Here is a 26,512-nt window from a genome sequence, read left to right on the forward strand (position 1 = left end):
TAAAATTTGTTACACAATCTTGACACTAAGTTTTTGTTAAATTGTTAATTTTGAAATAGGCTTTATATAAATGCAATTATTATCTTTGACAAACTTTAAAATTAATGCAGTTTAAATATCCCGAACTTCTTTACGCGCTTTTCTTACTGCTTATTCCCATTATTGTTCATTTATTTCAGCTTAGAAAATTCCAAAAAGAGTATTTTACAAATGTTGCTGTTTTAAAAAAAATCCAATTACAAACTAGAAAAAGTGCAGTGATAAAAAAATGGTTAACACTGCTTACTAGACTATTGCTTTTAACTGCTATAATTATAGCTTTTGCGCAACCTTTTACTTCAAAAACAGATACGTTTAATGCTAAAAAAGAGATGGTTATTTATCTAGATAACTCCTTTAGTATGCAAGCCAAAGGATACAAAGGCGAATTACTTAAACGCGCTATCCAAGATTTAATTGAAACCATTCCTGAAACCGAAACCTTGTCGCTTATAACCAACACAGATAGCTACAAAAACACCACTATAAAAGAACTAAAAAACGAGTTGTTGCAATTGGATTACTCATCTAATCAACTAGCTTACAATGCAGCGTTATTAAAAGCAAAGCAATCGTTTTCTAATCAGGATAACACGCTTAAAAATGTGATATTTATATCAGATTTCCAGCAAAAAAATACAGACTTTAATATTGAGTCAGACTCAACATCTACTTTAAATTTAGTTAATTTAAAACCTGTAAATAAAGCCAATACAACCATAGATAGTGTATATGTATCTACTCAAGATGCTAATAATTTAGAATTAACGGTAGTTTTAAAAAACAATGATACAGCAACTAGTAATATTCCCGTTTCATTATACAATAATGATAATTTACTATCTAAGGCTTCAGTTGAAGTAAATGGGCAAGGTACTACTGTATTTTCTATTCCTAATAATCAAATTATTAAAGGAAAAATTACCATTGATGACACACAATTACAATTTGATAATACCTTATTTTTTAATATTAATAAACCTACTAAAACAAACATATTAGCGATTAGTAACTCTAGTAGCAATTATTTAAGTAGAATTTTTACGGAAGACGAATTTAAATTCACTTCAATACAATCCAATGTATTAGATTATAGTTTATTTGATGCTCAAAATTTAGTGATTTTAGATGAAATTGAAACGATACCAGAAAGCCTAACTACTGCATTAAAAGTATTTACGGACAATGGAGGTTATGTTGTTTTGATTCCTTCAGATAAAGGTAATCTTAAGGATTATAATACCTTCTTGCAACGTTTTAACACCACTCCTTTTGGAGATTTATTAACTACACAAAAACGTATTACTACCATAAATTATAGTCATCCATTATACACAAATGGTGTGTTTGAAAAACGCGTTAATAATTTTCAATATCCAAAAGTAGAACGTTACTATCCGCAAAATAATGTTAAAGCAACTAACGTTTTACAATTTGAAGACGGTAAATCCTTTTTATCTCAAATCGGAAATTTGTATTTATTTTCAGCTCCAATAAACGATACCAATTCTAATTTTAAAAATATAAATTTAATTGTACCTACGTTTTATAACATTGCCAAACAAAGTTTAAATACAGGTACGTTATATTATACTATTGGACAAGATAATAATTACGATGTTGCTATTAATTTACAACAAGACGCAGTGCTAACATTAGTAAAAGGAGAAAACAAAATCATCCCAGAGCAAAATTATTTTAATAATAAAGTGGTTATTAAAACCAATGATTTACCAGAACAAGCTGGTGTTTACGATTTAAAAAATAAAACCGAAATCATCCAAAATGTAAGTTATAATTACGATAGGTCAGAAAGTGATTTAACCTATATTAACTTGGATAATTATAAAAACATCACTGTTAGCGACTCAATAGCTAATATTTTTGATTCAATAAATAACGATAGTAAAGTTAACCAATTATGGAAATGGTTTGTAATTTTGGCATTAGCTTTATTAATTTTAGAAATGCTCATCTTAAAATATTTTAAATGAACGTCTTAATAAAAACAGCAACAATAATTGATTCTTCAAGCCCTTTTCATAATCAGGTTTGTGACGTATTAATTCAAAAAGGAAAGATTAGTAAAATTGCTACAAGCATAGAAAATACTAACAATTATAAAACCATAAGTTTAGACAACTTACACCTATCTCAAGGCTGGTTTGATAGTAGTATTTGTTTTGGAGAACCAGGTTTTGAAGATCGCGAAACAATTGATAATGGTCTAAAAACTGCAGCTAAGTCAGGCTTTACAACTATTGCTTTACAGGCCAATACTTTTCCAATTATAGATACTAATGCCAATGTGGCTTTTGTACTTTCCAAAGCGCAAAATCAAGCAGTAACCTTGTTACCAATTGGTGCTTTAACTAAAAATAGCGACAGTGTAGATTTAGCCGAACTTTTTGATATGAAAAACGCAGGAGCTGTCGCGTTTTCCGATTACAAAAAGCCAATAACTAACCCTAATTTGTTAAAAATCGCATTACAATATGCCAGCAATTTTGACGGATTAGTATGTTCTTTTCCTTTAGAAACAAGAATTTCTGGTAAAGGTATTGTCAACGAAGAATTAACTAGTACTTCATTAGGCTTAAAAGGTAGTCCTAATTTAGCTGAAGCAATGCAAGTTGCTAGAGATTTGTTTTTGTTAGAGTATGCAGGCGGAAAGCTACACATACCAACAATTTCAACAGCAGAAAGTGTTGCATTAATAAGAGAAGCTAAACAAAAAAAGCTAGACGTTACCTGCAGTGTAGCCATCCATAATTTATTTTTAACAGATACTGTTTTGGAAGATTTTGACACTAATTACAAAGTTAATCCACCGTTAAGAATACAAAAAGATATTGATGCTTTAATTGAAGGTTTAAAAGATGGCACGATAGATATGGTTACAAGTGATCATAATCCAATGACCATAGAAGATAAAAAAGTAGAATTTGATCATGCTTCCTTTGGTACCATAGGACTAGAAAGTGCATTTGGCGCATTAAACACCTTATTTTCTACAAAAAAAACCATTCAATTGCTTACAAAAGGTAAAGCAAGATTTGGTCAAAATAACAACACTATTGAAGAAGGTCAAATCGCTAATATAACGCTATTTAATCCAGATATTAAATATGCTTTCGCGGAAACTGATATTGTTTCAAAGTCAAAAAACAGTGCTTTTTTAGGACAAGAATTAAAAGGAAAAGCATACGGAATAATTGCAAATAACAAAATAGTATTATAATACAATGAACCAACAAACAATTGAAGAAGGCAAATCATTAGCTGTTTTAAGCTACCTAACCATAATTGGTAGCGTCATAGCAATAATAATGAATGGCGAAAAGAAAAATGACTTTACAAGTTTTCATAACAGACAAGGTTTAGGCTTATGTCTTTTATGGATGATTATTGGCTATTTTGTTAGTCAATTTGATAATATGCAAATCTCAATTGCTTTTTGGGTAAGCATGGGAGCACTTTTATTTTTAGGAGTAATGACTGCTATTAATGGAACAATGAAACCTATTCCTTTTGTTGGACCAATTTTTCAAAAACTATTTAAAGGACTTGGTAACTAATGGAAAACTTTAACCTACATCACATAACTAGACCATCGTCATTAAAAGACAATGCTCCTCTACTAATCCTATTTCATGGCTATGGTAGTGACGAAAATGACTTATTTAGTTTTGCTGCAGAATTACCAGAAGAGCTTTTTATAATATCTGTGAGAGCGCCTTATCCAATGCAACCTTATGGTAATGCTTGGTATGCAATTAATTTTGATGCAGATCAGGGAAAATGGAGTGATAATGAGCAAGCAAAACAATCTAGAGATTTAATAGCTAATTTTATAGATCAGGCTACAGCTAATTATCCAGTAAATAAAAATAATGTATCCTTACTTGGATTTAGTCAAGGCTGTATTTTAAGCTATGCTGTTGCCTTAACCTATCCAGAAAAAGTAAACAATATCGTAGCTTTAAGTGGATATATAAATGAAGATATATTTGAAGTTAAAGAGGCTTCTGCCTATAACCATTTAAACTTCTATTGTTCTCATGGTACTGTTGATCAAGTAATTCCTGTGGATTGGGCTAGAAAAGCACCTAAATTTTTATCGGCTTTAAACATCAAAAACCAATTTAATGAGTTTCCTGTGGGACATGGTGTAGCACCTCAAAATTTTTACGAGTTTAAAGATTGGTTGCAACACTTAATATAAAATTTTATCAAAAAATAAAAAGCCCAAATTAAACTTATAATTTAATTTGGGCTTTTCTGTTTAAACAACTTAATTTCTATCTAGTATAAAGTAAATAGTCTAAAACTTCAAATTCTATTTTTTTATCAGTTGTTACAAAGTACTTAATTAGTAATTCTCCCCAATAACTACCATCAGAAAAATCTGCAATAATCCATCTATGATTTAGCATTTTAATAGTATTAAACTGCATTTTTCTTCCTTCGGAAGCTGCAAAGGGTATTAAAGGATGGTCACCTTCAGCTTCATTTAATTTGTATAATTCGTTTTTGATATAAGGAATCATAACATCGCTATCCAATTTTTTATTATAAAAATAATCTTTAGCTTCTTGACTATATCTTAAATCAAATAATGTCAAATCAGATAATTCTTCGTTTTGAAGATTTAAAGAGTCTTGTAATACAACTGATCTCTCCTTAAGTTTTTCCATTCGTTTTGCACTGTCATCCAATATTTTTTTAGAATTTACATATTGAAACACCACAATTAGTGATGTAAAAATAAACAGGTACATAAAGATTTTGTTCTTCATTTTATATAAATAGTTTAAATAGTGATTTCTAGTTTGTCGTAAGCCAAAAACACATTTTCTGGCAGCTTTTGTTGTACTTCATCATGAAATCCTAATAAGTGACTAATATGTGTTAAATAGGCCTTTTTAGGTTTGATGATGTTAATAATCTCTAACGCTTGTTCTAAATTTAAATGTGAAATATGTTCTTTTTCTCTTAACGCATTTATAACCAGAACATCCAAATTTTTAAGTTTATCTAATTCGGAACTAGAAATGGTTTTAATATCTGTTAGATAAGCAAACTTGTCAAATCTAAAACCAAAAACCTGCAATGTATAATGTAAGCCATCAATAGGGATTATTGGCAAATTGTTAATTGTAAATGGTTTATTTGTAATGGTATTGACTGCTACAGTTGGTGCACCAGGATATCTGTTTGTTGTGGCAAAAACATATTCAAACCTTATTTTAAGTTGCTCAATAACACGTTTATGCGCATAAATTGGCAATTCGCCTTGTTTAAAACAAAATGGTCTTATATCATCTAAACCAGCTGTATGGTCTGCATGTTCATGCGTAAATAAAAGGGCATCAATTTTTTCCGGATTAGCATGTAACATTTGCTGTCTAAAATCAGGACCACAATCTATTACAAACGTACTATCCTCCCATTCTATCATAACAGAAACACGTAAACGTTTGTCTTTAGGATTTTTACTTAAACATACAGGATGTGTGCTTCCAATTACTGGAATTCCTTGTGATGTTCCTGTGCCTAAAAATGTTATTTTCACTTAATGAATATTTCTCACAAAAATAAGTTATTTTTTTTGTTTGATATAGTTATTTGATACCTTTGTAAAACTTAACATCATAGGGATTTTTATATGGAAATTAGGCTAAAAGGAGATAAAGAATTTGAAAATATTCCCTCTTTAAAAGATAAAGCACTTCGTATTAATTTAAACGAAAATATTTACGGTACGTTTGCCGAAATAGGTGCAGGACAAGAAACTGTACGCCACTTTTTTAGAGCTGGAGGTGCCTCTGGGACTATTGCAAAAGCTATGTCTGCTTACGACAAAGATTTTAGTGATGCCATTTACGGAATTGAAAACGATAGACGTTATGTAACCGAAGCGCGTTTACGTAAAATGGTCTCTCATGAAATAAAACTTATTGAAGAGCGTATTGATCGTGAAAAAAATCCAAATAAGATGTTTTTCAGTTTTGCAAATACTGTGGCTACAATTGATTTTGCAAAAAAATACAAAGGTCATGGATGGGTTGGAATTAAATATCAAATAGATCCAGCTGAAGAAGAGTATAATGAGATTGTATTACACCTTCGATTTAAAGAAAATGATGCAAGATTGCAACAAGAGACTTTAGGTATTTTAGGGACAAACCTTATATATGGTGCTTTTTACAAGTATAATGAACCTAGAAAATTATTGCGTTATTTATATGACCATTTAGATAAAGACCAAATAGAAATTGATACTATTAATTTTTCTGGTCCTGTATTTAAAGATGTAGATAACCGTTTAATGAGTTTACAACTAGTTAAAAACGGAATGACAGATGCTGTCATGTTTGCTCCTGACGGAAATAACGTGTTACCTGCTAGAGTCCTTTACAAGAAAAATATATTAGCGTTACGTGGTAGTTTTAGACCAGTAACCAAAGTAAACATTGACATGTACGAAAAGTCATTGGATATGTTTATTAAAGAAAATAAAGTAGATGAGGATAATACTCAAGTAATTTTTGAAATTACTTTATCTAATCTAAGAGCTGAAGGCGAGATTGATGAGCAAGATTTTATGGATCGTGCTAGACTTTTATGCTCATTAGGTCATACGGTTTTAATTTCTAACTTCCAGGAATATTATAAGTTAGTAGAATACTTCTCTCAATACTCTAAGAGTAGAATGGGATTAGCTATGGGAGTTAATAACTTAGTAGATATATTTGACGAGAAATATTACAGACATTTAAGTGGTGGTATATTAGAAGCTTTTGGAAAATTATTTTTTAAAGATCTACGCGTATACCTTTATCCAATGCGTGATGAGGATGGTTCATTAACAACAAGTGATAACTTAAAAGTACATCCTAGAATGAAAGAATTATACAAATTCTTTAAATATAATGGTAAGGTTGTAGACATTACCGATTATGATCCTAACACTTTAAATGTATTTTCTAGAACAGTATTAAAAATGATTTGTGATGGTGAAGAAGGTTGGCAAAGTATGCTGCCAGAAGGGGTTTCTAAATTAATTATGCAACAAAGCTTATTTGGTTGCGAAATTGAAGAAATTCAAAATAAAAACTAATTACTATAATTTAAAATAAATAAAAGCGACTTTAATTACTTATTAAAGTCGCTTTTGTTTGTAGTGATCAATGTTTCTTTTTAGGGACGTATAGTTTACTTTATGTTTCATTTTAGACTACATACTAATAAAATCAAATGTCGTACCAAAAATTAATTTTTTGAAAAAAAAAATAACAACTATATATTTTTTTCAATCTTACCTTTTACGTCTTTAAAAAAAGCTTTCATAAATTTAAAATCCGCTTCCATATTATCTGTAGGGTAAAAAGGCTCTGAAACAGTATTTTGCTTATTACCAAAATCTAACGTAAACATAATAATAGGCACATTAGCTTGTTTAGCGATATAGTAAAATCCAGTACGCCATTCGTCAACCTTACTTCTAGTACCTTCTGGTGCTAATGTTAATCTAAATTCTTCTTTATTTTCAAACAATTTAGCTATAGTTTGTACTTTATTCTCTTTATTTTTTCTGTCCACTGGTACTCCTCCAACTGCTCTAAAATAGTAACCAAATGGCCAAGTAAATAATTCTTGTTTACCAATAAAGTTAGTTTTGACCTGTGTCACTTTTCTTAATAAAATTCCGATAATAAAATCAAAATTACTAGTATGAGGAGCAGATATAATAACTGCTTTTTTAATAGTATCTTTTGAAAAGTTAGTATTACCAACAACCTTCCATCCCATTATCTTAAAATATATAAGTTTAGCTAACCAGTACATATTACATTTTTTGATATAACGCTTTTAACGTATCATGAGTAATAGTTTTTTTCCAGTTTTTACCAATTGCATTTTCCCAAAGTGGCTCTAAACTTAAAGCTACATTAATCATAACATCAAAGTCCTTATCTGATAAATCGGCACAAATACCTTGAGGTAAAACTATATTATGTTTGGCTTTCATTTTTTTAAATTCAGCAACACCTTCAGGATAATACGCTTCTAAATGATCAAAAACAATACAATTACCAATACCATGTTTAACTCCTAGAAGATATCCTAAACCATAACTCATAGCATGTGCAACACCTACTTGAGAATAAGCAATACTCATGCCTCCATGCCAACTAGCCATCATTAATTTATCTTGAGACTCTTGCTCTGATAAATCATCACTTAAAAATATTTCTTGACATAACTCTAAAGCTTTTTCTCCATAAGATTGGCTAAAAGCATTTAGATATGTTCCACTTAGCGATTCTATGCAATGTACGTAACAATCCATACCTGTATAAAACCATTGATCTTTAGGAACATCTTTAGTTAATTCTGGATCTAAAAGCACTTGATCAAATGGAGTAAAGTCACTATTAATACCCAATTTACGTTCTGGTCCTGTTAAAATAGTTGTTCTAGAAACTTCTGCTCCTGTACCTGATATTGTAGGTATACCTACGTGAAATACAGCTGAATTTTTAACTAAATCCCAACCTTGATAATCTTTACTTTCACCATCATTATTTAACATAATGGCAACTGCTTTTGCAATATCTAATATAGAACCTCCACCAATACCTATGATGCCAGATGGTCGTTCTTTAAAGTTTAAAATAATATCCTCCACATATTGATCAACCTGCTCTGTCTTTGGTTCTTCCAATGTTGAAACATAAACCACTTTGTCTAAATATGACAGAGGTATTCTGGAGGTTAACCACGCATCTCCTTTAAAAATATCGTCTACAAAAAATATAAATGGCGCACTAGTATTTAACCGCTTAGGCTCTATAATATCGCTTAATTGATTAAAACTACCTCGTCCAAAAATAACTTTGGACACCATTGGAAAATTTTTATAACTCATTGACTTGTCGTCTTAGTTTGTAAATTTATTACTTATTTAAGTTTTTCTGAAACATTTCTGAAAATAATGCTAAATGATATCCATCAACTAAGGCATGATTTACATTAATAGCAACATTCATTATTAACTTATTATCTTGTTTTACAGCTTTACTAAATGCTAGCTTAGGCACTGAGTCCATTTCACCTGAAACAGGCTCTTTATGACCTGAAAAATTAAGCCAAGGTATTGCTGAACAGTGTACGCAATTTAAACCATTAACTGGAGGAAAAAGAGATGGACTGTTTTCGATTCTATCTACTTCGTTAGATAAGTTAGTTAAAAACCCATCTAAATCTTCGGTGAAATTTATAAATGAAAATCCAAAAGTTTTATCACTTCGCATAATTGTTGCAGATGCATGTATAGTATCGTACACTTGAATAGTATCCTCCACTACTCTATATTTTAAATTGTCTACAGCATTTATAGCTTGCATACAAGCATGAAGATAAACACCAAAAAAACTGACGTTATTATCTTTTGCATACTGGTAAGCGTTATCTACTTCAAAAGGTATAGTGACTCCAAAATAGGGATCTTTTAGCTTTGAAAAGTGTTGAAAATGTTCTTTTCTGTTCCAAGTATTTATATCTAAAGTCTTCACTAATTATTGTAATAGTTTTGGTAAGTCTAACAGACTTTTAATTGTTTTATATTGCTTTGACTGATTAACATTTACGTCCACCTGCTCATGCAACCATGTGGTATGAAACGGTACATGTATAGCGCTTGCTTTAATATTAATTAATGGTAGTATGTCTGATTTTAAAGAATTACCTATCATTAAAAACTCTGAAGGTTTTATATCTAAATGGTTTAATAGTTTGGAATAGTTTGCTTCTTTTTTATCACTTAATACTTCAATGTGGTGAAAATAATCTAACAAACCTGACTTTTCAAGTTTACGTTCTTGATCCAGTAAATCGCCTTTTGTAGCGACTATTAATTTATACTTTTTGGACAGTTGTTGTAATACTTGCTCCACACCTTCTAAAAGTTCTACTTCTTTATTAATCATTGTTTTACCAATGTCAAAAATATTAGATATGGTTTGATTTGAGACTGTGTTATTGGATAACTCCAAAGCCATTTCGACCATTGATAACACAAAGCCTTTAACACCATAGCCATAAACTGGAAGATTTTTCATCTCCATTTTAAATAGCTCTTGGTCTATTTTATTAGCAGTTTCAAATGGGCTTAGTAATTTAGCAAACTCTAACTCTGCATCTCTAAAATAGGTTTCGTTAATCCACAAAGTATCATCAGCATCAAAACCAATGACCTTTATTTGACTGTAATCTATTTCCATAGTTTTTTTGCTCTTTCTAAATCTTCTGGAGTATCAATCTCCACACCTTGCACATTAGTTTCGACCATTTTAATACGTTTTCCGTATTCTAAATATCTAATACATTCAATTTTCTCTGAAGCTTCAAGGCTTAACATTGGTAAATTATAAAAATCTAATATGGCTTGTTTTCTAAAAGCATATACACCTTTATGTTTGTAATAGTTAACAGATACAGTCTCGTCCCTTGGATAAGGTATTGGACTTCTAGAAAAGTATAATGCAAAATTATTTTGATCCACAATTACTTTTACTGTATTTGGGTTTTTAATTTCGTCCCAATCGGTAATATGTACCATTAATGATGCTAAATCAACTTGCTGTTCTTTGTCTTCTTTAAAAACTTGAATTAATTTTTTAAGCGATTCAACTTCAGTAAAAGGCTCGTCGCCTTGCACATTAATAACAATATCAATATCTAAATCCGCTACAGCTTCTGCGATGCGATCACTACCACACTCGTGCTCTTTTTGACTCATCATGACATGACCACCAATTTTAGAAATTTCGTCATAAATGATATCACTATCAGTCACTACGATAACATCATCAAACAAATTTGTGTTTACTGTAGCTTCATAGGTACGCGTTATTACAGGTTTTCCGTTTAAATCTTTCATTAATTTACCTGGAAAACGCGACGCACTATATCGTGCAGGAATCATTGCTATTATTTTCATCTAAGAATTAAATTGGAGTATAAAAATATAATAATTTAATGGTCTTCTTCAAAAAAATCGTCTTTAAAACCTATTAAATACAATTTTTCTTTTGCTCTAGTAATTGCTGTATACAACCATCTTAAATAATCTTTATCTATTCCATTAGGCAAATAGGGTTGTTCTACAAAAACAGTATTCCATTGTCCACCTTGCGATTTATGGCATGTAATTGCATAAGAGAATTTAACTTGAAGTGCGTTAAAGTACTTATTGCCTTTAATTTTCATAAATTTTTTATAGTTACTACTTTCATCTTCATAGTCTTTTTGGACTTCTTGATACAATCTATTAGAGTCTTCATAGGGTAAAGATGGTGTTTCTGCTTCTATGGTATCTAACATCAAAACGGTTTCAAAAGGTATCATTTTAGGATAATCTACCATTCTAACTTTTACTTCTGCAAATCTAAAGCCATACAATTCTTTTATGCTAAAAATTTCAAGCACTTCAATAATATCACCATTTGCAATAAATCCTGCCTCAGAGGTTGGTTTTATCCAAAAATAATTATTCTTAACTGCCATTAAAAAATCTCCTGCAGACAACTCGTTTTCACTAAATAAAATACGACTGCGTATTTGTTGATTGTACAAATTAGCACGCTTGTTGCTTCTAACTATTATACTAGTTTCTTCGTACCCTAGATTACTATAGGAGTCATTTATAGCATCCATAATCTCATATCCATCCACTAACCTAACAATATCTTTAAAGGATTTTAAGTTAAATTTAAAACTATCGTAAAAACTTCCTGCAATGGTCTCTCTTAATAACGTAGCGTTTTCTAATATTCCCGAATCCTCGCCTTGTCGTACTACTTCATCTAGTTCCATTTTGGTAACTGACTTATTATAGTTTAAGCTCAACGTGTTTTCATCTAACGCTGGACTTAAATCTAATTTTACAGGTGGTAATTGGGCTGTATCACCAATAAGTAACAATTTACACCTATGTCCTTGATAAACATACTGCATTAAGTCGTCCAGAAGTGATCCGTTTTCAAAAAGTTTAGAATCGCTAGGCGAATCTGGTATCATTGACGCTTCATCAACAATAAAAATGGTGTCTTTATGCTTATTTGGTTGTAAAACAAATTTTACGCCACCACCTTTTTCCTTTTTAGGAAAATATATTTTTTTATGGATGGTAAACGCTTCTTTTTTAGAATAATTAGAGATAACTTTTGCTGCACGACCTGTTGGAGCCATTAACACAGCACTTTTTTTTGCTTGCCACAAATTGGCTACAATCGTACCAATAATGGTGGTTTTACCTGTACCTGCGTATCCTTTTAGCAAAAACACGCCATTTTCTCTTTCATTTAAAATAAACTCAGAAAGTTGTAAAAGTAAAATATCTTGTTTTGACGTCGGATTAAACGGAAAATGCTGTTTTATAAGGGAATAAAATTGCGAACTGGTCATTAAATAGTGTGGATTGAAAACTTTTTATCAAATATATAAATCATTTTTACCAACAATGGTTTTTACGAATAAAAAAAAATTGTAGATTTGTCACAGACCTTAATTAAATTTAATAAATCACTATGAAATTAGCACTTATTATAATTGGAGCAATCCTATTAACCATTTTAATTGTTTGGCTTATTGATAAATTTGTTCCAACAAAAGCAAAACCTTTTATTACTATTGCGCTTTGGGGCCTTATTATCTTTTTAGGATATTTAACTTTTAACTCTGTTTATGGTGAGATAAAATTTAATCAATTAAAAGAAAAAAGATACGCTTCAGCTATTAACCGTTTAATTGATATTAGAGATTCTCAATTAGCACACAGAACTGTAACTGGTAAGTTTACTAAAAGTTACGACTCTTTAATTAAATTTATCGAAAATGGTAAATTTACTATTATAGAAAGAAGAGACTCAAGTGTTGTTGATGAAGAAAGAACTAAAGCTTATGGTGGTGTAACATCTTATAAAGATATTGTTATAACTGATACTATTGGATTTGAATCTGTTAAAGAAAGATTATTTAAAGGATCAGACAGATATAAACAAATGATGAATGTTCCTGTAGGTAAAGATGGTACTAAGTTTACTATGGATGCTGGAGAAATTGAAGATGAAAATGGTAATAAAATCCCTGTTTTTGAAGCATTTGTTAAAAAAGACGATATCCTTTTTGATCAAGATAAAAATTTAGTTCTTAAAGAAAACCAAGTAATATCTGTTGAAGGTGTTAATGGTGATGCTTTACGTGTAGGATCTATGAGTTCTGCTAAAACAATTGGAAACTGGCCTAAAACTTATGGCTCAAACGAATAAGGAATATAATCATTTAACCAACCTAGAACTGTCCATTCAAATTAGTTTGAGTGGACTTTCTTTTTGTGTTTTAAACCCAGATACTAAAACCATTATCGAGTTAAAATCTCAGGTCTTTAGTATAAAAAAAACACCAACAGAACTTCTAGACGCAGTAATACACCTTTTTAATACAGAAGAAATTTTAAATCAAAACTTCTCCTCTATCAACATAATCCATGTTAATGATTGGTCCACCTTAGTACCAAAAGCATTGTTTAAAGAAGATTATTTAGCAGATTATTTAAAATTTAATACCAAGATTTTAAAAACTGACTTTATTACTTTTGACGAGATTATTACCAATGAAAGCATTAATATTTATGTTCCGTTTACTAATATAAACAACTATATATTTGATAAATATGGTAGTTTTACATACAAGCACTTCTCTACTATACTAATAGAACAATTATTAGTTAAAGAAAAGCATTCTAGCGACACTAAAGTTTATGTAAATATAGATACTAATAACTTTGAAATAATAGCTATTAAAGAAGGTGGATTACTACTTTATAACACCTTTGAATATCATACAAAAGAAGATTACATTTATTACCTTTTATTTACTTTAGAACAATTACAGCTTAATCCAGAAACGCTACAATTAGTTTTACTAGGATTAATTAATAAAGAAGATGATGTATATAACATCACTTATAAATACATCCGAAACGTATCTTTTGGAAACAGAATGGATACCTATAATTTTACAAAGACACCAACAACAAATTACTCATATTTCACCTTACTAAAAAGCTTATAATGCGCATTGTATCAGGACAATTTAAAGGACGAAGAATTACAGCACCTAAAAAGCTACCCGTAAGGCCTACAACAGATATGGCTAAGGAAGCTTTGTTTAATATACTTAATAATCAATTTTATTTTGATGATGTTTCTGTATTAGACTTATTTGCAGGAACAGGTAACATAAGTTATGAGTTTGCTTCTAGAGGTACACAAGAAATTTTGTGTGTAGATCAAGATTATGGCTGTATAAAATTTATTAATGAAACTGCTGAAAGTTTTGAAATGGATATACAAACCATAAAAAGCGATGTTTTTAAGTTTTTAGAAAAAACAAAACAGCAACATACAATCATTTTTGCAGATCCACCATACGACTTTACAGAAGAAGCCTTTTCTAAAATACCAGAGCTTGTATTTGAAAATAACCTCTTAGAGTCTGAAGGATTATTAATAATAGAGCATTCCAAGCATACAGACTTATCAAACTTAAAGCAGTTTGTACGTTCCAAAAGTTATGGCGGAAATGTATTTAGCTTTTTTGAGAATGAAGCGTCAGACGAAGAAGAATAAACAAAAAAACCATCTGTAATAGATGGTTTTTTTTTTATAAATAAGTAAATCTATAAGCCGGATTTTGTACTCCCTAAAGAGCCCTTATCATTTATCTGAGCTTGCTGTTACCAACACGCTTTAGCTACCTACCCTCTAACAATCGCGCGTGCACGCTCAAACGTTAGTATACATGGTATTGCACCTCATAGAGTTTACCTGGTTTCACTACAGCATGACCTGTACATACTTTCTGTTGCACTTTTCCTCACCTTTCGATGGATGGCTGTTAGCCACTATGATTACACTATGGTGTCCGGACTTTCCTCTTTAAAATAAATTTAAAGCGATAAGGCGATTTACTGCTGCAAAATTACAACAAACTAAACATTTTTAAAGCTAGAAACTTCAAATACTTTTAACCATTACCTGTATTTTAAATTTGTTGATAACTATAAATAAAATCAAGGCTAAGACTTCCTAATTAACCTGCTATTTTTTAAATTTGTTGTTCAATAATTAGTCATGGAGCATTTTGTAGTATCAGCAAGAAAATACAGACCACAAACCTTTAAGGATGTTGTAGGTCAAACTGCTATTACTAATACTTTACTTAATGCTATTGAAAATAATCATTTAGCACAAGCGCTACTTTTTACAGGACCAAGAGGTGTTGGAAAAACAAGTTGTGCACGTATTTTGGCTAAAATGATTAATAGTGATGGTAACGAAACAGGTGAAGAAGACTATGCATTTAATATTTTTGAATTAGATGCTGCCTCAAACAACTCGGTAGACGATATCAGAAACTTAACAGACCAAGTTAGGATTCCGCCACAAGTTGGAAAATATAAAGTCTATATTATTGACGAGGTCCACATGTTATCTCAAGCTGCTTTTAATGCTTTTTTAAAAACATTAGAAGAGCCACCAAAACATTGTATTTTTATTTTAGCAACTACAGAAAAACATAAAATTATACCAACGATACTATCTCGTTGTCAAATTTTTGATTTCAAACGTATAACTGTTAAGGATGCTAAAAATTATTTAAAATACATCGCTGAAGAGCAAGGTATAAATGCTGAAGATGATGCTTTACATATTATCGCTCAAAAAGCGGATGGAGCTATGCGTGATGCTTTATCTATTTTTGATAGAGTTGTAAGTTTTTCTGGTAAAGACCTGACACGACAATCGGTTACAGAAAATTTAAATGTTTTAGACTACGAAACCTATTTTGAAAGTACAGATTACATCTTAGAAAACAAAATTCCAGAACTATTAATCCAATTTAATAAAACGCTGGCAAAAGGTTTTGATGGACATCACTACATAGCAGGTTTAGCCTCTCACTTTAGAGATTTACTAGTTTGCAAAAACCCAACAACTATTGAGTTACTTGAAGTTGGAGATGATACTAAAAATAAATATTTAGAGCAATCTAAAAAAGCAGAACAAGACTTTTTAATAAAAGGTATTAATCTAGCTAATGACTGCGACTTAAAATATAAAAGCAGTAAAAACCAACGACTGTTGGTTGAACTAACACTAATGCAACTTGCCTCTATCACTTTTGATGGAGAAAAAAAAAATAGCAGTCGGTTCATAATACCACCTTCATACTTTAAAAAAATAGGAATTAAACCTATTAAGGTTGTAAAACCGGTTCATGTTGAAAATACATCTGTATCTCAACAAAACAATACAAAAGTTAATCCTGAATTACAAAAGCAAGCAGAACCAACCAAACCTAAAATTGTCTTGGAAAATGGTATTGCTTCTAGTAAAAAAAGAACTTCAGGTTTATCCTTAAAAAGTATTAGAGCTAAAAAAGAACATCAAATAAAACAATTAGATGTTGTTGTTGATGAGGAAAATTTACCAAGAGAATCTTTTAATCAAGATGAATTAACTGAAGTTTGGAATGCTTTTGTACATCAAATAGAAAAAGAAGGTAAATTTAATTTAGCCTCTATCCTATCCATTGATAAACCAACGTTGGCAGAAGACGGATTTTCAATTAAATTGACGTTTCCAAACGCTACAAATAAAGTTGAAGTCGAAAGACAATCCTTTGACTTGATGTCCTATTTAAGAAAAAACTTAAAAAACTACGACATTGCTTTGGATATAACCGTTAATGAAGAGTTGGATACTAAATACGCTTATACACCTATTGAAAAATATGAAAAGCTTAAAGAAAAAAACCCTAACTTAGAGCTGCTACGTACAACTTTTGACTTAGATGTTTAATCATGAATAAATTAGCAGTAATATTACTTGTTGTAATTGTCGCATTTTTAAGTTGTGATGGACGTGATCGTGTTAAAAAATCTAAGACACAATTACTTACTGAAAGTAACATGCTACAATCTTTTAAGACACAAGCAACTTTTTTCCCAGAAGCGTATACAGAATCCACCACTGATACCATTTTAAGTAATGGCTTTAGGGTTAAAATTAAAAATTATACAGATATGGATCATTCTGTATTGGGTTATACCTCAGAAAACGTCATAAAGTCTAAACACTATTTCAGAGAAGTAATTTCAGAAATTGAAGTTTTTAAAAATGATAAAATTATTTTCAAAAATAATATTAATGAACAATTTTTATTAGAAAATAGTATGGACTACGTTAATACTGAAATTTATGTTGACCAATTAAAATCTTTACAAACTAACACTTTACATTTAATTGCTTCCCAATGCATACCAAACACTAAGGATTGTAATACTTACAGCATAGCAATTAATACACTTGGCGATTATACCATAGAAAGAAAGAGTTAACAACTAACAAAATTATGCTAGGACTAAAATTACCAACCGATCCAAGATGGGTTAATATAGTAGAAAAAAACATTGAAGACATTTTAACGGATCATGCATATTGCGAACAAAAAGCAACGAGTACTGCTATCTCATTAATTGTTAGTTTTCCGGAATATACAGAATTAGTACAAGAAATGGTAGCCTTAGTTAAAGAAGAGATTAGCCATTTTAAAATGGTCCATGATTTAATACTTAAAAACGGATGGGTTTTAGGTCGTGACCGCAAAGATGATTATGTTTTACAACTGATAACCTTTTTTCCTAAAGGAGGAAGTAGAACAACACAATTAGTCCACAGGTTACTTTATGCTGCTTTAATAGAAGCCAGAAGTTGTGAACGCTTTAGATTGTTATCTGAAGAATTGGAAGATAAAACTTTAGCAGAATTTTACCGAAAATTAATGGTAAGTGAAGCTAATCACTATACTATGTTTTTAGGTTTTGCGAGACAATATGGAGACCGCAAAGAAGTCGATAAAAAGTGGAATGATTTACTAGAATATGAAGCTAAAATCATGGTTAATTTAAGTAAAAAAGAAACCATACATGGTTAAACTAGAGCTATAAAAAAAAGCCAATTCTAATAGAATTGGCTTTTTTTTTATAGTAAATATAGTTTTTAGAATTTTACTCCTAAACCTATTTGAATATTTGTATTTTTTGCTTCTAAATCAATAACGTTATCATCAATAACATTTGTTAATCCATAAGAATATCTGAAGTCAATAAAAAACTCGTCAGAAATCATATACTCTAATCCTCCTAAAGCAGAAAAACCTAAATTTTGTAATCCATCCTCATAAGAATGACCTTTTAAACTAGCTTGAGGACCTACACCTATTGCTAATTTATTACCTATCTTATATTTAAAAAATAATGGTACTTGAATGTAGTTAATACGTAATTCTTGATCTTTTGCTCCTTCGGCAGAAAACTGAATTTCTGGTGCAAAAGAAAAAGAGTCAGAAAGACTATACTCTCCAAAAAATCCGATAAAAAATCCATTTCTATGTGCATTTTCTACACCTGTTGGTACTTCAGGATCAAAATCTAAATTAGAAATATTGTATCCAGCTCTTACACCATACAAAGCGTCTTGAGAAAATCCGTAAAAAGAAGCTAATACAAACGTTAATAGTAAAATAGTTTTTTTCATATTTTGAAAAATTTAGTTGGTTTTTTTGAGTTAAGTTTTGTAAAAGTAAATATAATTTTTTTTTAAGTAATAGAAAGTAATAAATAGATAAAGTGTATTATTTTAACTTTGTATGGCTAGAAACGGTATCATTATACATACTTTTTATGATTCCGTCTGCCAAACCTATTTTTGGTACATAAATATCTTTTGCTCCACTCCACTTCATGGCAGACAAATATATACGTGTAGCAGGAATAATAACGTCTGCTCTATCTTGATTTAAATCTAATATAGAGATACGCTCTTCATATGAATACGTTTGTAACATATTGTAGTAAGACGTCAAATAAAAGTAAGACAACGGTTTGCCCATAGCTTTTCCAGACACTTTAAATATTTTATTAATGTTACCACCAGAACCAATAACCTCAATTTTATCATAAGTTGTGGTTTGTTGCTTTATCCATTGTTCTAACTCAATCCAAGCTTCCTTTTTAACCATATCATTAAGTAGTCTAACAGTACCTATCTTAAATGATTTAGAGGCTATTTTTTCACCTTTGACAATCACAGAAAATTCAGTGCTACCACCTCCTACATCTACATATAAATAGTTTTTATTTACATCAATATACGATTGTAAATCTGTAGCTGCTATAATAGCTGCTTCTTCTTCACCTTCAATAATATCAATCTGAATTCCTGTTTTTTTCTTTATTAATTTTGCAACATCTTTACCATTATTTGCTTCACGCATTGCAGAAGTTGCACACGCTTTATATTTTACTACACCATGGGTTTCCATAAGTAATTTAAAAGCTTGCATGGTTTGTAGCATACGATGTACATTGTTTTCCGATATTTCTTCATTTATAAAAACATCTGCACCTAAACGCACTGGAACCCTTACTAACGAACTTTTTTTAAATCTTGTATCACTACCTTTTTCTTCAACAATATTAGATATTAATAATCTAACAGCATTGGATCCAATGTCTATAGCTGCGTATTTTTGGATTTTAAGCATCTAATTTATTTTTTAAATAATTGTAAGCTTCAAATTGACTTCTGTACTGTGGTTTATCGTTACGCTTGTAGGTATTGTTTTGTGCTTTATTTAATATCCTAGCTTTAACATTATCATTCCAACAAATATGAAACGTATCAATCAATTCTTCTTTTATATCTTTATCATAAATAGGACAGCTTACTTCTACCCTGTTTTCGATATTTCTGGTCATAAAATCTGCAGAAGAGATATAAACCAAAGGGTTGTTATTATTGCAAAAAACGTAAAGTCTTGTGTGCTCTAAAAATTTATCGACTATACTTATTACTTCTATGTTTTCACTTATACCTTTTACGCCTGGCACTAAACAACAAATTCCACGAACTATCATTTGTATTTTAACTCCTGCTTGACTTGCTTCGTATAGTTTATCTATCATTGGATAGTTAGATATACTATTCATTTTAAGTTTTATATAACCAGGTTTACCTTCTTTAACATTATTAATCTCTCTATCTATAAGATTAAAAAACTTATTTTTTGTGTAATGAGGTGATGTAATTATATGTTTAAATCTGTAAATTTTATAATTAACTTCAAAAAAGTTAAACACTTTATTGACGTCTTTAAGTATTCTTTGGTTAGCAGTAAATAAAGTATAGTCTGTATATATTTTGGCTGTAGACTCGTTAAAGTTACCAGTGCTTATAAAACCATATCGCTTTATTTTTTTGTCCTCTTCCCTTTCAATAATACACATTTTACTATGCACTTTAAGACCTTGTACTCCAAATATTAATTGTACACCTTCACGCTGCATTTGTTCCGCGTAAGCGATATTAGCTTCTTCGTCAAAACGTGCTTGAATCTCCATAGAGACCATTACTTTTTTACCGTTTTTGGCTGCGTTTATTAAGGAACTGGCTACATGAGAAATTTGAGCTAATCTGTAAATAGTAATCTTAATAGCTTTAACCTGAGGATCTAAAGCTGCTTCTCTTAAAAATTTTACTACGTATGAAAACGTATGATAAGGTGCGTATTGTAAATAGTCTTTTTTAGCAATCGTTTCAAAAATACTACCTTCTAGACTTAAACCTTTTACTGGTAATGGGACTATTTTATCGTACAATAAGTTGGTACGTCCTAAGCTAGGAAAGTCCATATAATCTCTACGATTATGGTAACGACCTCCTGGAATAATACTATCTGTATTATCAATACCCATTTTGTCCATTAAAAAGTCTAAAGTTTTTTTATCAATGGTTTTATCGTAGACAAATCGTACTGGCTCACCTTCTTGTCTTTCTTTTACACCATCACTGATTTTTTCCATATAACTTTTAGTCAAATCACTATCCAAATCTAATTCGGCATCTCTAGTGATTTTAATCATATGAGCAGTAATTTTGTTATACTCGAAGATGTTAAAAATATCGTTTAAAAATAGTCTAAGTAAATCATCTAACATGATTATATTATCAGTATCGCCAACTTTTGGCAACACGATAAATCGATCCATATTTTTAGATATTTCTATTAAAGCGTATTGATTTTCTCCATCTTTTAAATGCATATTTACCGCTAGATAAGCTGCACTATCCTTAAGATTAGGTAACTTGATTTCTGTATTTAAAACAATGGTAACAAGAGCTGGGCTAACCTTTTCTAAAAAGTACTTTCTAAGATATTGCTTTTGAGCTTTTGTGATTTTAGATTCTCTTAAAATGAAAATATTCTCTGCTTCTAACTTTTTTTGAATATCACTTAAAATCTTTAAACTTTCGGTTTGATGCTTTATAACTATGTTGGTAATAATCTCCAACAACTCAGAAGCTTTTATTCCACCAAGCTGGCTTTTACCAGCTCTACCAGCGTAATCGATACGTTTAACGGTTGCGTATCTAACCTTGAAAAATTCGTCTAGATTATTAGAAAAAATTCCTAAAAAACGAAGTCTTTCAATCAAAGGTACAGACTCGTCAGCAGCTTCTTGTAAAACACGATGGTTAAATTGTAGCCAACTTAACTCTCTGTTTATATATTTATTATCAATAATATGGTTAGTCATGTACAGCAAAATTTACTACAAATATATCTAATTAGATTGTCTATTTTAAATGTTTTGGGAAGACAATTTTTGTAGTGTTACCATTTTTTATGTTTTTCCATGAATTTTGATTAAATTCTATTTGCACAAAACCTGAGGTTGTAACGTTGTCAATACTTGTATTACCTAGAGAATTACATAAATTTGTCAAGGCATGATTATGCCCAAAAATCATCAAAACATTAACGTTATCATCACAGTTAGTTATGACCTCTAAAACTGAGTCTCCAGAAAAATCATAAAGTGCATTTTTTTGCTGAAATTGTATGTTTTTTAAATCCAAAACATCGACGAAAAGCAATGCTGTTAATTTTGCTCTGTTTGCTGTGCTACTTAAAATTAAGTTAGGCTTTATGAAATTAGTTTTTAAGTGATTAGCAACCAAATTAGCATCTTTAACACCTCTTTTTTTTAATGGCCTATCGTGATCTGACACATTAAATTGCCAAGAAGATTTGGCATGTCTAATAAATTGTATAATTTTGCTCATGACTATCGTTTAAGTGCTTTAATATTCGTTTATTGTTTTTTAAAATACCATTTATCGGTTTTATAGGTGCTATAACATATTTATTTGATTTGATGTGTAAATCGTGCTTCTTTTGTTATGCTATTAATTAATTTTGATCCCTGAATATAGAGTAAATAAAAAAAACCTACAATTATCATTTTTGATAAACCTCCCTTAAACTGTAGCAATTTTTTAGCTTTTATGAATAGTTAAAAATATAAAATTTAACGCAGTAAAATAAGTTTATACTATGAGAACAAAAGATTCTCTTTTTAACCTTTGCGCCAATAGTAAGCTATTGGCCACTATTTTCTTGCAATAAATTTATATTAAAAATAGAGTATTAAACTATTAAGTTTTGAATATATTGAAAACAAATTACACAAAAAGGTTACTAATTTTAGGAGTCCTTTTAATTAGCTTTATTGCAAAATCGCAAACGCAATCACCTTCTATTCAGTCAGGTGTTACTTTTCAGTGGTTTGATAATCAAAATGCTGGGATAAACAATCCTGCTACTATCAAGTCTGTTACAGTAAATGGTTCTGTTTACAGTACATTTGTTGTACCTACCTCTTACGAGATGACTATCTTAGGTCCTGATGGAAATAATGCTAACAAGATTTTTTCTAATGGAGGAACATTAGCGAGTACAAGTAATGATCCTAACTGGAATATTAAAGCACTAAGTGCATTTCAAGATAAAAACTTGAACCATTATTTTTCTTCAAGCTCTAATGGACAGAACATTTGTTCTAATTTTAGCCAAGCAGAAACAACTAATGCACAAAGACAAACAATATTTTATAGTAATCCAATACCATCAAATCAAGGTGGTATTTTAGCGGTTACAGAACGAGGTGGTAATAACTGTTTTTATGTTGAAGTTTGGGGAATACCTCCAGGAGGTGGAAGCGAACAGCAATTGGGTAATACTTTTGTTAGAAATACAGGTGATTATAGAAACTGTACTTTTGGACCACCAGCTATTAACTCTGATTATTGGAAATCTGGACGTTGTAATGAAAATGGGCAGACTATAGGTATTGGTTTATTTTATTTAAACTCTATTGCACCTCAAGGTTCTAAAATAACTAAAATTGAATTTGTTGGAGCAACTAGAGATCATGGTGATGGTAAATTTTTTCTACTTCAAAAATATGCTGTAGATGATAACCTTCAAGAATGTATTAATACAGAATATAAAGGTAATTTAAGTGATATTGCTAATGCACCAACAAACTCTTCTTATTCAATAATTTCTGGTCCAAGTCCAGCGGGACAATCTTTTACTTTTAATCCTAGCAATGGTTCATTTAGCTATGTTCCAACCAATGGATTTACCGGTAACGTAACATTTCAATATCAAGTTTGCCTTCCTACACCAAACCAGTCTGTTTGTGATAGCGCTACGATCACCTTGACTTACAACCCTTTACCTCCTGCTGCTGTAGCAGATATTGATTGTAATGGTGTCAATGACTATTCTATTATAGTAGATTCTCCTTTAGGTTCACAATATCAATACTCTGTAGATAACGGAGCTTTTCAATCATCACCTGTTTTTAATGGTTTATCAACTGGTAATCATTCAGTTTTAGTTTTAGATACAAATACTAACTGCCAAAACACTAATGCTACTAACGTTACAATTTCTGATCCTACCTATTCCGTTCCGGCTACAAATACTATTTCTGGTTGTAATGCCAATAATATAAACGCTAGTAATTCAGTTTTCCCTTACAGCACAACGCAATCAGGAAATATTATAAGTACATTTAATACAGTAACTGGTTATACAACAACTAATTCAGATAATATTGCCAGTATAACTTATAAAGATGTAATAACACAAAATAGTTGTCCGATTGAAGTTACAAGAACGTTTACCATGACTGATTTTTGTGGCATAACTTCTACTTTAAACCAAATAATAACTATACAAGATACTACCCCTCCTTTCTTAGACACGAATGCATTTGATTTTACAGTGCAATGTGACGAAAATAGTCAAAATGCTTTTAATAATTGGCTAGCAACTAACGGTAGTGCTACAGCAACAGATACTTGTGGAGCAGTTACTTGGTCAAATAATTATTCTGGACTTAGTGATGATTGTGGAACTACAGGATCAACTACTGTTACATTTACTGCAACAGACGCTTGTGGAAACACGTCTACAACATCAGCTACTTTTACAATAGAAGATACCGTTGGCCCAACATTTGATGGATTTCCTGCTGACAATAATAATGATCAACCATCTTGCGTTGGTGTGCCAGTTTTAAGTTTCTCAAATTATACGGAAGTTTTAGGTGACGGAAATAATAATACTTTTTTACAAGGTGAAAAATTTAGATACACTAATGTTTCGCCTGGTGTAGACGCTATTATTACAATTTTAGCAACTGTAAATACAACTGTACCATTGTTAGATGACAATTCAAGTGGTAGTGTTGACTCTTTTAGACCAAGAACTGCATTTAGTATAGCTAATAATGGAGATAGAGCTTACGTTGAGTATCAAATAGATTTTATAGACAATTCAAATAATCAGCCAACACCTATAGCCGAGTTTTATACTACTTATAGTGATATTGATGGAAATACAAATTTTGGAGAAGTAAATTGGACACAATTTACAAATAGCTATACCGTAAATGACCCAACTGACTTAACTATTACAGAAGAAGGTCCTTGGATTGTGGCAACAGCTGGAACAACTGAGTATACTGGTGTTACTAACATATATCCACAAGCAAATATTACAACTAGAAACACAAATACATCTTCATTTAAATTTAGAGTAGGTGTTGTTGCTAGAAAAGCTAATGTCTCAGGGTCTGGAAGACAACACAATATAGAGTTTGCTTGTATTTCAAATTACACAAATCCTAGCACTATTTCAGATGAAATAACAATTGAATGTAGCGATTTAGAAGATGCGGAAGTACTTACAGCTACTGACAACTGTAGTGATACAACTGTTACATTTAACGAAATAAGAACTGATGGAGATTGTCCAAATACTTATACATTAGAAAGAACTTGGATTGCAACCGATGATTGCGGAAATGAGACAACAAGAACTTTGACCATAAATGTTCAGGACACCACACCTCCTACTTTTGTCGAGACTTTACCTGAGAATATTGCAGTAGATGGAAGTAATATTCCTGATGCTGCTGTTTTAACAGCTACTGATAATTGTGGAGATGCCATAGTTACTTTTAATGAAGAAATTGTTGGAGATATTTGTACCGGAAACCAAACAATAACAAGAGAATGGATTGCTACAGATGCTTGTGACTTGACAACATCACATACTCAAGTTATCACTGTAAACCAACCTGTCTTAACTGCATCAATTGATTCTGTAACTAATATTTTATGTTCAACAGAAGCCACAGGTACTATAAATATTGCTGTTTCTGGAGGTTCTTTACCTTATACATACTCCATTGATGGTGGTACAACATATACATCAAACGCTACGATAAATGATTTAGCAGCTGGTAATTATTCTATTATAGTATTAGACGCTAATGAATGTTCTACTACTTTATCTGCAGAAATTCTTTCTAACTGTACTGACGCTATCGCTGATATCAACAACACATTTGTTGGACAAGCGGTCTCTGGTAATGTATTAACTAACGATGAAGATTTTGAAGGTGATATTCAAACAGTAACTGCTAATACTAATCCAGCTAATGGTTCGGTAACTATTGATGCTGCTGGTAATTATACCTATACGCCTAATGCTGGTTTTACTGGCGAAGATACTTTTACTTACACAATCTGTGATGATGGTAATCCTCAAGCTTGTGATACTGCAACTGTATACATCGAAGTTTTACCTGAAAGTGGTCCTGAAAATGAAGCACCTATTGCTAATGCTGATACTGCAACAACGCCTGAAGGTACTCCTGTGGATATTGTGGTCTTAGCTAACGACTTTGATCCAGATGCTGATCCTATTATTATTACTAACAATACAACACCTGATAACGGAACCGTTACTGTTAATACTGATGGGACTATTACCTATACACCTAATGATGGGTTTATTGGTGAAGACACTTTTGAATATACTATTTGTGATAACGCTTTGCCTGCGCTTTGTGACACTGCAACTGTAACTGTTACTGTGCAGCCAGATGGAACACCTAACACAACTAATGCGAATG

At 30.8% G+C, this 26,512-nt stretch carries 24 protein-coding genes and 1 other RNA gene; 12 read left to right on the top strand and 13 right to left on the bottom strand.

Features of this window, described 5'->3' with window-relative positions; all coding sequences use genetic code 11:
- The first annotated feature begins 104 nt into the window (after window positions 1-104).
- From WNY60_RS02970 to WNY60_RS02985, 4 genes are read left to right on the top strand one after another with little or no spacing between them, the layout of a single operon-like run.
- Window positions 105-2,033: a BatA and WFA domain-containing protein gene (locus tag WNY60_RS02970; protein WP_342861478.1), complete on the top strand. Its 1,929-nt coding sequence runs from the start codon at window positions 105-107 to the stop codon at window positions 2,031-2,033.
- Window positions 2,030-3,280 (top strand): dihydroorotase, encoded by a 1,251-nt coding sequence (locus tag WNY60_RS02975; protein ID WP_342861479.1) that lies wholly within the window; start codon window positions 2,030-2,032, stop codon window positions 3,278-3,280. The genes WNY60_RS02970 and WNY60_RS02975 overlap by 4 nt, the downstream gene beginning before the upstream one ends.
- 4 nt (window positions 3,281-3,284) lie before the next feature.
- A complete protein-coding gene (locus tag WNY60_RS02980) occupies window positions 3,285-3,617 on the top strand; it encodes a hypothetical protein (protein WP_145001576.1) in 333 nt (110 codons plus the stop codon).
- Complete coding sequence (locus tag WNY60_RS02985; protein WP_342861481.1) at window positions 3,617-4,264, top strand: alpha/beta hydrolase-fold protein; 648 nt, start codon at window positions 3,617-3,619, stop codon at window positions 4,262-4,264. The genes WNY60_RS02980 and WNY60_RS02985 overlap by 1 nt, the downstream gene beginning before the upstream one ends.
- A gap of 76 nt (window positions 4,265-4,340) precedes the next feature.
- On the opposite strand, the gene WNY60_RS02990 is transcribed toward WNY60_RS02985, so the two are convergent.
- Both WNY60_RS02990 and WNY60_RS02995 read right to left on the bottom strand, forming a co-directional pair.
- On the bottom strand, window positions 4,341-4,838 hold the full coding sequence (locus WNY60_RS02990) for a hydrolase (RefSeq protein WP_341586441.1): 498 nt from the start codon (window positions 4,836-4,838) through the stop codon (window positions 4,341-4,343).
- A gap of 14 nt (window positions 4,839-4,852) precedes the next feature.
- On the bottom strand, window positions 4,853-5,614 hold the full coding sequence (locus WNY60_RS02995) for an MBL fold metallo-hydrolase (RefSeq protein WP_342861482.1): 762 nt from the start codon (window positions 5,612-5,614) through the stop codon (window positions 4,853-4,855).
- 93 nt (window positions 5,615-5,707) lie between these two features.
- Here WNY60_RS02995 and WNY60_RS03000 point away from each other — a divergent pair, with 93 nt between their 5' ends.
- A complete protein-coding gene (locus WNY60_RS03000) occupies window positions 5,708-7,162 on the top strand; it encodes a TonB-dependent receptor (protein ID WP_145001572.1) in 1,455 nt (484 codons plus the stop codon).
- Window positions 7,163-7,341: 179 nt separating this feature from the next.
- On the opposite strand, the gene WNY60_RS03005 is transcribed toward WNY60_RS03000, so the two are convergent.
- From WNY60_RS03005 to WNY60_RS03030, 6 genes are read right to left on the bottom strand one after another with little or no spacing between them, the layout of a single operon-like run.
- Window positions 7,342-7,890 carry a 1-acyl-sn-glycerol-3-phosphate acyltransferase gene (locus tag WNY60_RS03005; protein ID WP_339809277.1) on the bottom strand — a complete coding sequence of 183 codons (549 nt, stop codon included), beginning with the start codon at window positions 7,888-7,890 and terminating at the stop codon, window positions 7,342-7,344.
- 1 nt (window position 7,891) lies between these two features.
- Window positions 7,892-8,974 (bottom strand): iron-containing alcohol dehydrogenase family protein, encoded by a 1,083-nt coding sequence (locus WNY60_RS03010; RefSeq protein ID WP_145001570.1) that lies wholly within the window; start codon window positions 8,972-8,974, stop codon window positions 7,892-7,894.
- Window positions 8,975-9,002: 28 nt separating this feature from the next.
- A complete protein-coding gene (locus tag WNY60_RS03015; RefSeq protein ID WP_339809278.1) occupies window positions 9,003-9,620 on the bottom strand; it encodes a CatA-like O-acetyltransferase in 618 nt (205 codons plus the stop codon).
- Between the two features lie 3 nt (window positions 9,621-9,623).
- Window positions 9,624-10,328, bottom strand: a complete 705-nt coding sequence (locus WNY60_RS03020; protein ID WP_342861483.1) for an HAD family hydrolase — start codon at window positions 10,326-10,328, stop codon at window positions 9,624-9,626.
- Window positions 10,319-11,047, bottom strand: coding sequence for a 3-deoxy-manno-octulosonate cytidylyltransferase (gene kdsB, locus WNY60_RS03025; protein WP_145001567.1), 729 nt, complete (start codon window positions 11,045-11,047; stop codon window positions 10,319-10,321). Before kdsB ends, WNY60_RS03020 begins: the two co-directional genes overlap by 10 nt.
- 35 nt (window positions 11,048-11,082) lie before the next feature.
- Entirely contained in the window at window positions 11,083-12,513 is a 1,431-nt protein-coding gene (locus tag WNY60_RS03030; protein WP_145001566.1) for an AAA family ATPase, read from the bottom strand.
- A gap of 122 nt (window positions 12,514-12,635) precedes the next feature.
- Between WNY60_RS03030 and WNY60_RS03035 the strand changes: the two genes are divergently transcribed.
- Genes WNY60_RS03035 through rsmD form a run of 3 tightly spaced genes read left to right on the top strand, consistent with a single transcriptional unit; the run spans window position 12,636 to window position 14,738 of the window.
- The gene (locus WNY60_RS03035) at window positions 12,636-13,376 is read left to right on the top strand and encodes a hypothetical protein (RefSeq protein ID WP_261375307.1); all 741 of its coding nucleotides are present in this window, start codon (window positions 12,636-12,638) and stop codon (window positions 13,374-13,376) included.
- The gene (locus WNY60_RS03040) at window positions 13,360-14,181 is read left to right on the top strand and encodes a DUF3822 family protein (RefSeq protein ID WP_145001565.1); all 822 of its coding nucleotides are present in this window, start codon (window positions 13,360-13,362) and stop codon (window positions 14,179-14,181) included. Before WNY60_RS03035 ends, WNY60_RS03040 begins: the two co-directional genes overlap by 17 nt.
- Complete coding sequence (gene rsmD, locus WNY60_RS03045; protein ID WP_145001564.1) at window positions 14,181-14,738, top strand: 16S rRNA (guanine(966)-N(2))-methyltransferase RsmD; 558 nt, start codon at window positions 14,181-14,183, stop codon at window positions 14,736-14,738. The genes WNY60_RS03040 and rsmD overlap by 1 nt, the downstream gene beginning before the upstream one ends.
- 37 nt (window positions 14,739-14,775) lie before the next feature.
- Here the strand turns inward: rsmD and rnpB are convergent.
- Window positions 14,776-15,083, bottom strand: an RNA gene (gene rnpB / locus WNY60_RS03050) — RNase P RNA component class A.
- Window positions 15,084-15,242: 159 nt separating this feature from the next.
- Here rnpB and dnaX point away from each other — a divergent pair.
- The 3 genes from dnaX to WNY60_RS03065 are packed head-to-tail and all read left to right on the top strand — an operon-like array spanning window position 15,243 to window position 18,108.
- Entirely contained in the window at window positions 15,243-16,973 is a 1,731-nt protein-coding gene (gene dnaX / locus WNY60_RS03055) for a DNA polymerase III subunit gamma/tau (RefSeq protein WP_342861484.1), read from the top strand.
- 2 nt (window positions 16,974-16,975) lie between these two features.
- Window positions 16,976-17,512, top strand: a complete 537-nt coding sequence (locus tag WNY60_RS03060) for a hypothetical protein (RefSeq protein WP_339809281.1) — start codon at window positions 16,976-16,978, stop codon at window positions 17,510-17,512.
- A gap of 14 nt (window positions 17,513-17,526) precedes the next feature.
- A complete protein-coding gene (locus tag WNY60_RS03065; RefSeq protein WP_342861485.1) occupies window positions 17,527-18,108 on the top strand; it encodes a tRNA-(ms[2]io[6]A)-hydroxylase in 582 nt (193 codons plus the stop codon).
- A gap of 65 nt (window positions 18,109-18,173) precedes the next feature.
- On the opposite strand, the gene WNY60_RS03070 is transcribed toward WNY60_RS03065, so the two are convergent.
- From WNY60_RS03070 to WNY60_RS03085, 4 genes are all read right to left on the bottom strand, one after another.
- Complete coding sequence (locus WNY60_RS03070; protein WP_145001560.1) at window positions 18,174-18,710, bottom strand: porin family protein; 537 nt, start codon at window positions 18,708-18,710, stop codon at window positions 18,174-18,176.
- Window positions 18,711-18,807: 97 nt separating this feature from the next.
- The gene (locus tag WNY60_RS03075; protein WP_145001559.1) at window positions 18,808-19,719 is read right to left on the bottom strand and encodes a rod shape-determining protein; all 912 of its coding nucleotides are present in this window, start codon (window positions 19,717-19,719) and stop codon (window positions 18,808-18,810) included.
- A complete protein-coding gene (gene ppk1, locus WNY60_RS03080; RefSeq protein ID WP_145001558.1) occupies window positions 19,712-21,772 on the bottom strand; it encodes a polyphosphate kinase 1 in 2,061 nt (686 codons plus the stop codon). Before ppk1 ends, WNY60_RS03075 begins: the two co-directional genes overlap by 8 nt.
- Before the next feature lie 40 nt (window positions 21,773-21,812).
- Window positions 21,813-22,301: a histidine phosphatase family protein gene (locus WNY60_RS03085; RefSeq protein ID WP_339809283.1), complete on the bottom strand. Its 489-nt coding sequence runs from the start codon at window positions 22,299-22,301 to the stop codon at window positions 21,813-21,815.
- Between the two features lie 379 nt (window positions 22,302-22,680).
- Between WNY60_RS03085 and WNY60_RS03090 the strand changes: the two genes are divergently transcribed.
- Window positions 22,681-26,512, top strand: a 3,832-nt coding sequence (locus tag WNY60_RS03090; RefSeq protein ID WP_342861486.1) for an Ig-like domain-containing protein, incomplete at its 3' end; no start/stop codon positions are given.

The organism is Olleya sp. AS48, assembly GCF_038900355.1.
In the GTDB taxonomy this organism is placed as follows: Bacteria; Bacteroidota; Bacteroidia; order Flavobacteriales; family Flavobacteriaceae; genus Olleya.

What these genes read in the sequence shown, in the direction of transcription:
- WNY60_RS02970 (WP_342861478.1), top strand. Translation starts at nt 105, where the DNA reads ATGCAGTTTAAATATCCCGAACTTCTTTACGCGCTTTTCTTACTGCTT.
- WNY60_RS02975 (WP_342861479.1), top strand. Translation starts at nt 2,030, where the DNA reads ATGAACGTCTTAATAAAAACAGCAACAATAATTGATTCTTCAAGCCCT.
- WNY60_RS02980 (WP_145001576.1), top strand. Translation starts at nt 3,285, where the DNA reads ATGAACCAACAAACAATTGAAGAAGGCAAATCATTAGCTGTTTTAAGC.
- WNY60_RS02985 (WP_342861481.1), top strand. Translation starts at nt 3,617, where the DNA reads ATGGAAAACTTTAACCTACATCACATAACTAGACCATCGTCATTAAAA.
- WNY60_RS02990 (WP_341586441.1), bottom strand. Translation starts at nt 4,838, where the DNA reads ATGAAGAACAAAATCTTTATGTACCTGTTTATTTTTACATCACTAATT.
- WNY60_RS03000 (WP_145001572.1), top strand. Translation starts at nt 5,708, where the DNA reads ATGGAAATTAGGCTAAAAGGAGATAAAGAATTTGAAAATATTCCCTCT.
- WNY60_RS03005 (WP_339809277.1), bottom strand. Translation starts at nt 7,890, where the DNA reads ATGTACTGGTTAGCTAAACTTATATATTTTAAGATAATGGGATGGAAG.
- WNY60_RS03010 (WP_145001570.1), bottom strand. Translation starts at nt 8,974, where the DNA reads ATGAGTTATAAAAATTTTCCAATGGTGTCCAAAGTTATTTTTGGACGA.
- WNY60_RS03020 (WP_342861483.1), bottom strand. Translation starts at nt 10,328, where the DNA reads ATGGAAATAGATTACAGTCAAATAAAGGTCATTGGTTTTGATGCTGAT.
- kdsB (WP_145001567.1), bottom strand. Translation starts at nt 11,047, where the DNA reads ATGAAAATAATAGCAATGATTCCTGCACGATATAGTGCGTCGCGTTTT.
- WNY60_RS03030 (WP_145001566.1), bottom strand. Translation starts at nt 12,513, where the DNA reads ATGACCAGTTCGCAATTTTATTCCCTTATAAAACAGCATTTTCCGTTT.
- WNY60_RS03035 (WP_261375307.1), top strand. Translation starts at nt 12,636, where the DNA reads ATGAAATTAGCACTTATTATAATTGGAGCAATCCTATTAACCATTTTA.
- WNY60_RS03040 (WP_145001565.1), top strand. Translation starts at nt 13,360, where the DNA reads ATGGCTCAAACGAATAAGGAATATAATCATTTAACCAACCTAGAACTG.
- rsmD (WP_145001564.1), top strand. Translation starts at nt 14,181, where the DNA reads ATGCGCATTGTATCAGGACAATTTAAAGGACGAAGAATTACAGCACCT.
- dnaX (WP_342861484.1), top strand. Translation starts at nt 15,243, where the DNA reads ATGGAGCATTTTGTAGTATCAGCAAGAAAATACAGACCACAAACCTTT.
- WNY60_RS03060 (WP_339809281.1), top strand. Translation starts at nt 16,976, where the DNA reads ATGAATAAATTAGCAGTAATATTACTTGTTGTAATTGTCGCATTTTTA.
- WNY60_RS03065 (WP_342861485.1), top strand. Translation starts at nt 17,527, where the DNA reads ATGCTAGGACTAAAATTACCAACCGATCCAAGATGGGTTAATATAGTA.
- WNY60_RS03070 (WP_145001560.1), bottom strand. Translation starts at nt 18,710, where the DNA reads ATGAAAAAAACTATTTTACTATTAACGTTTGTATTAGCTTCTTTTTAC.
- WNY60_RS03075 (WP_145001559.1), bottom strand. Translation starts at nt 19,719, where the DNA reads ATGCTTAAAATCCAAAAATACGCAGCTATAGACATTGGATCCAATGCT.
- ppk1 (WP_145001558.1), bottom strand. Translation starts at nt 21,772, where the DNA reads ATGACTAACCATATTATTGATAATAAATATATAAACAGAGAGTTAAGT.
- WNY60_RS03085 (WP_339809283.1), bottom strand. Translation starts at nt 22,301, where the DNA reads ATGAGCAAAATTATACAATTTATTAGACATGCCAAATCTTCTTGGCAA.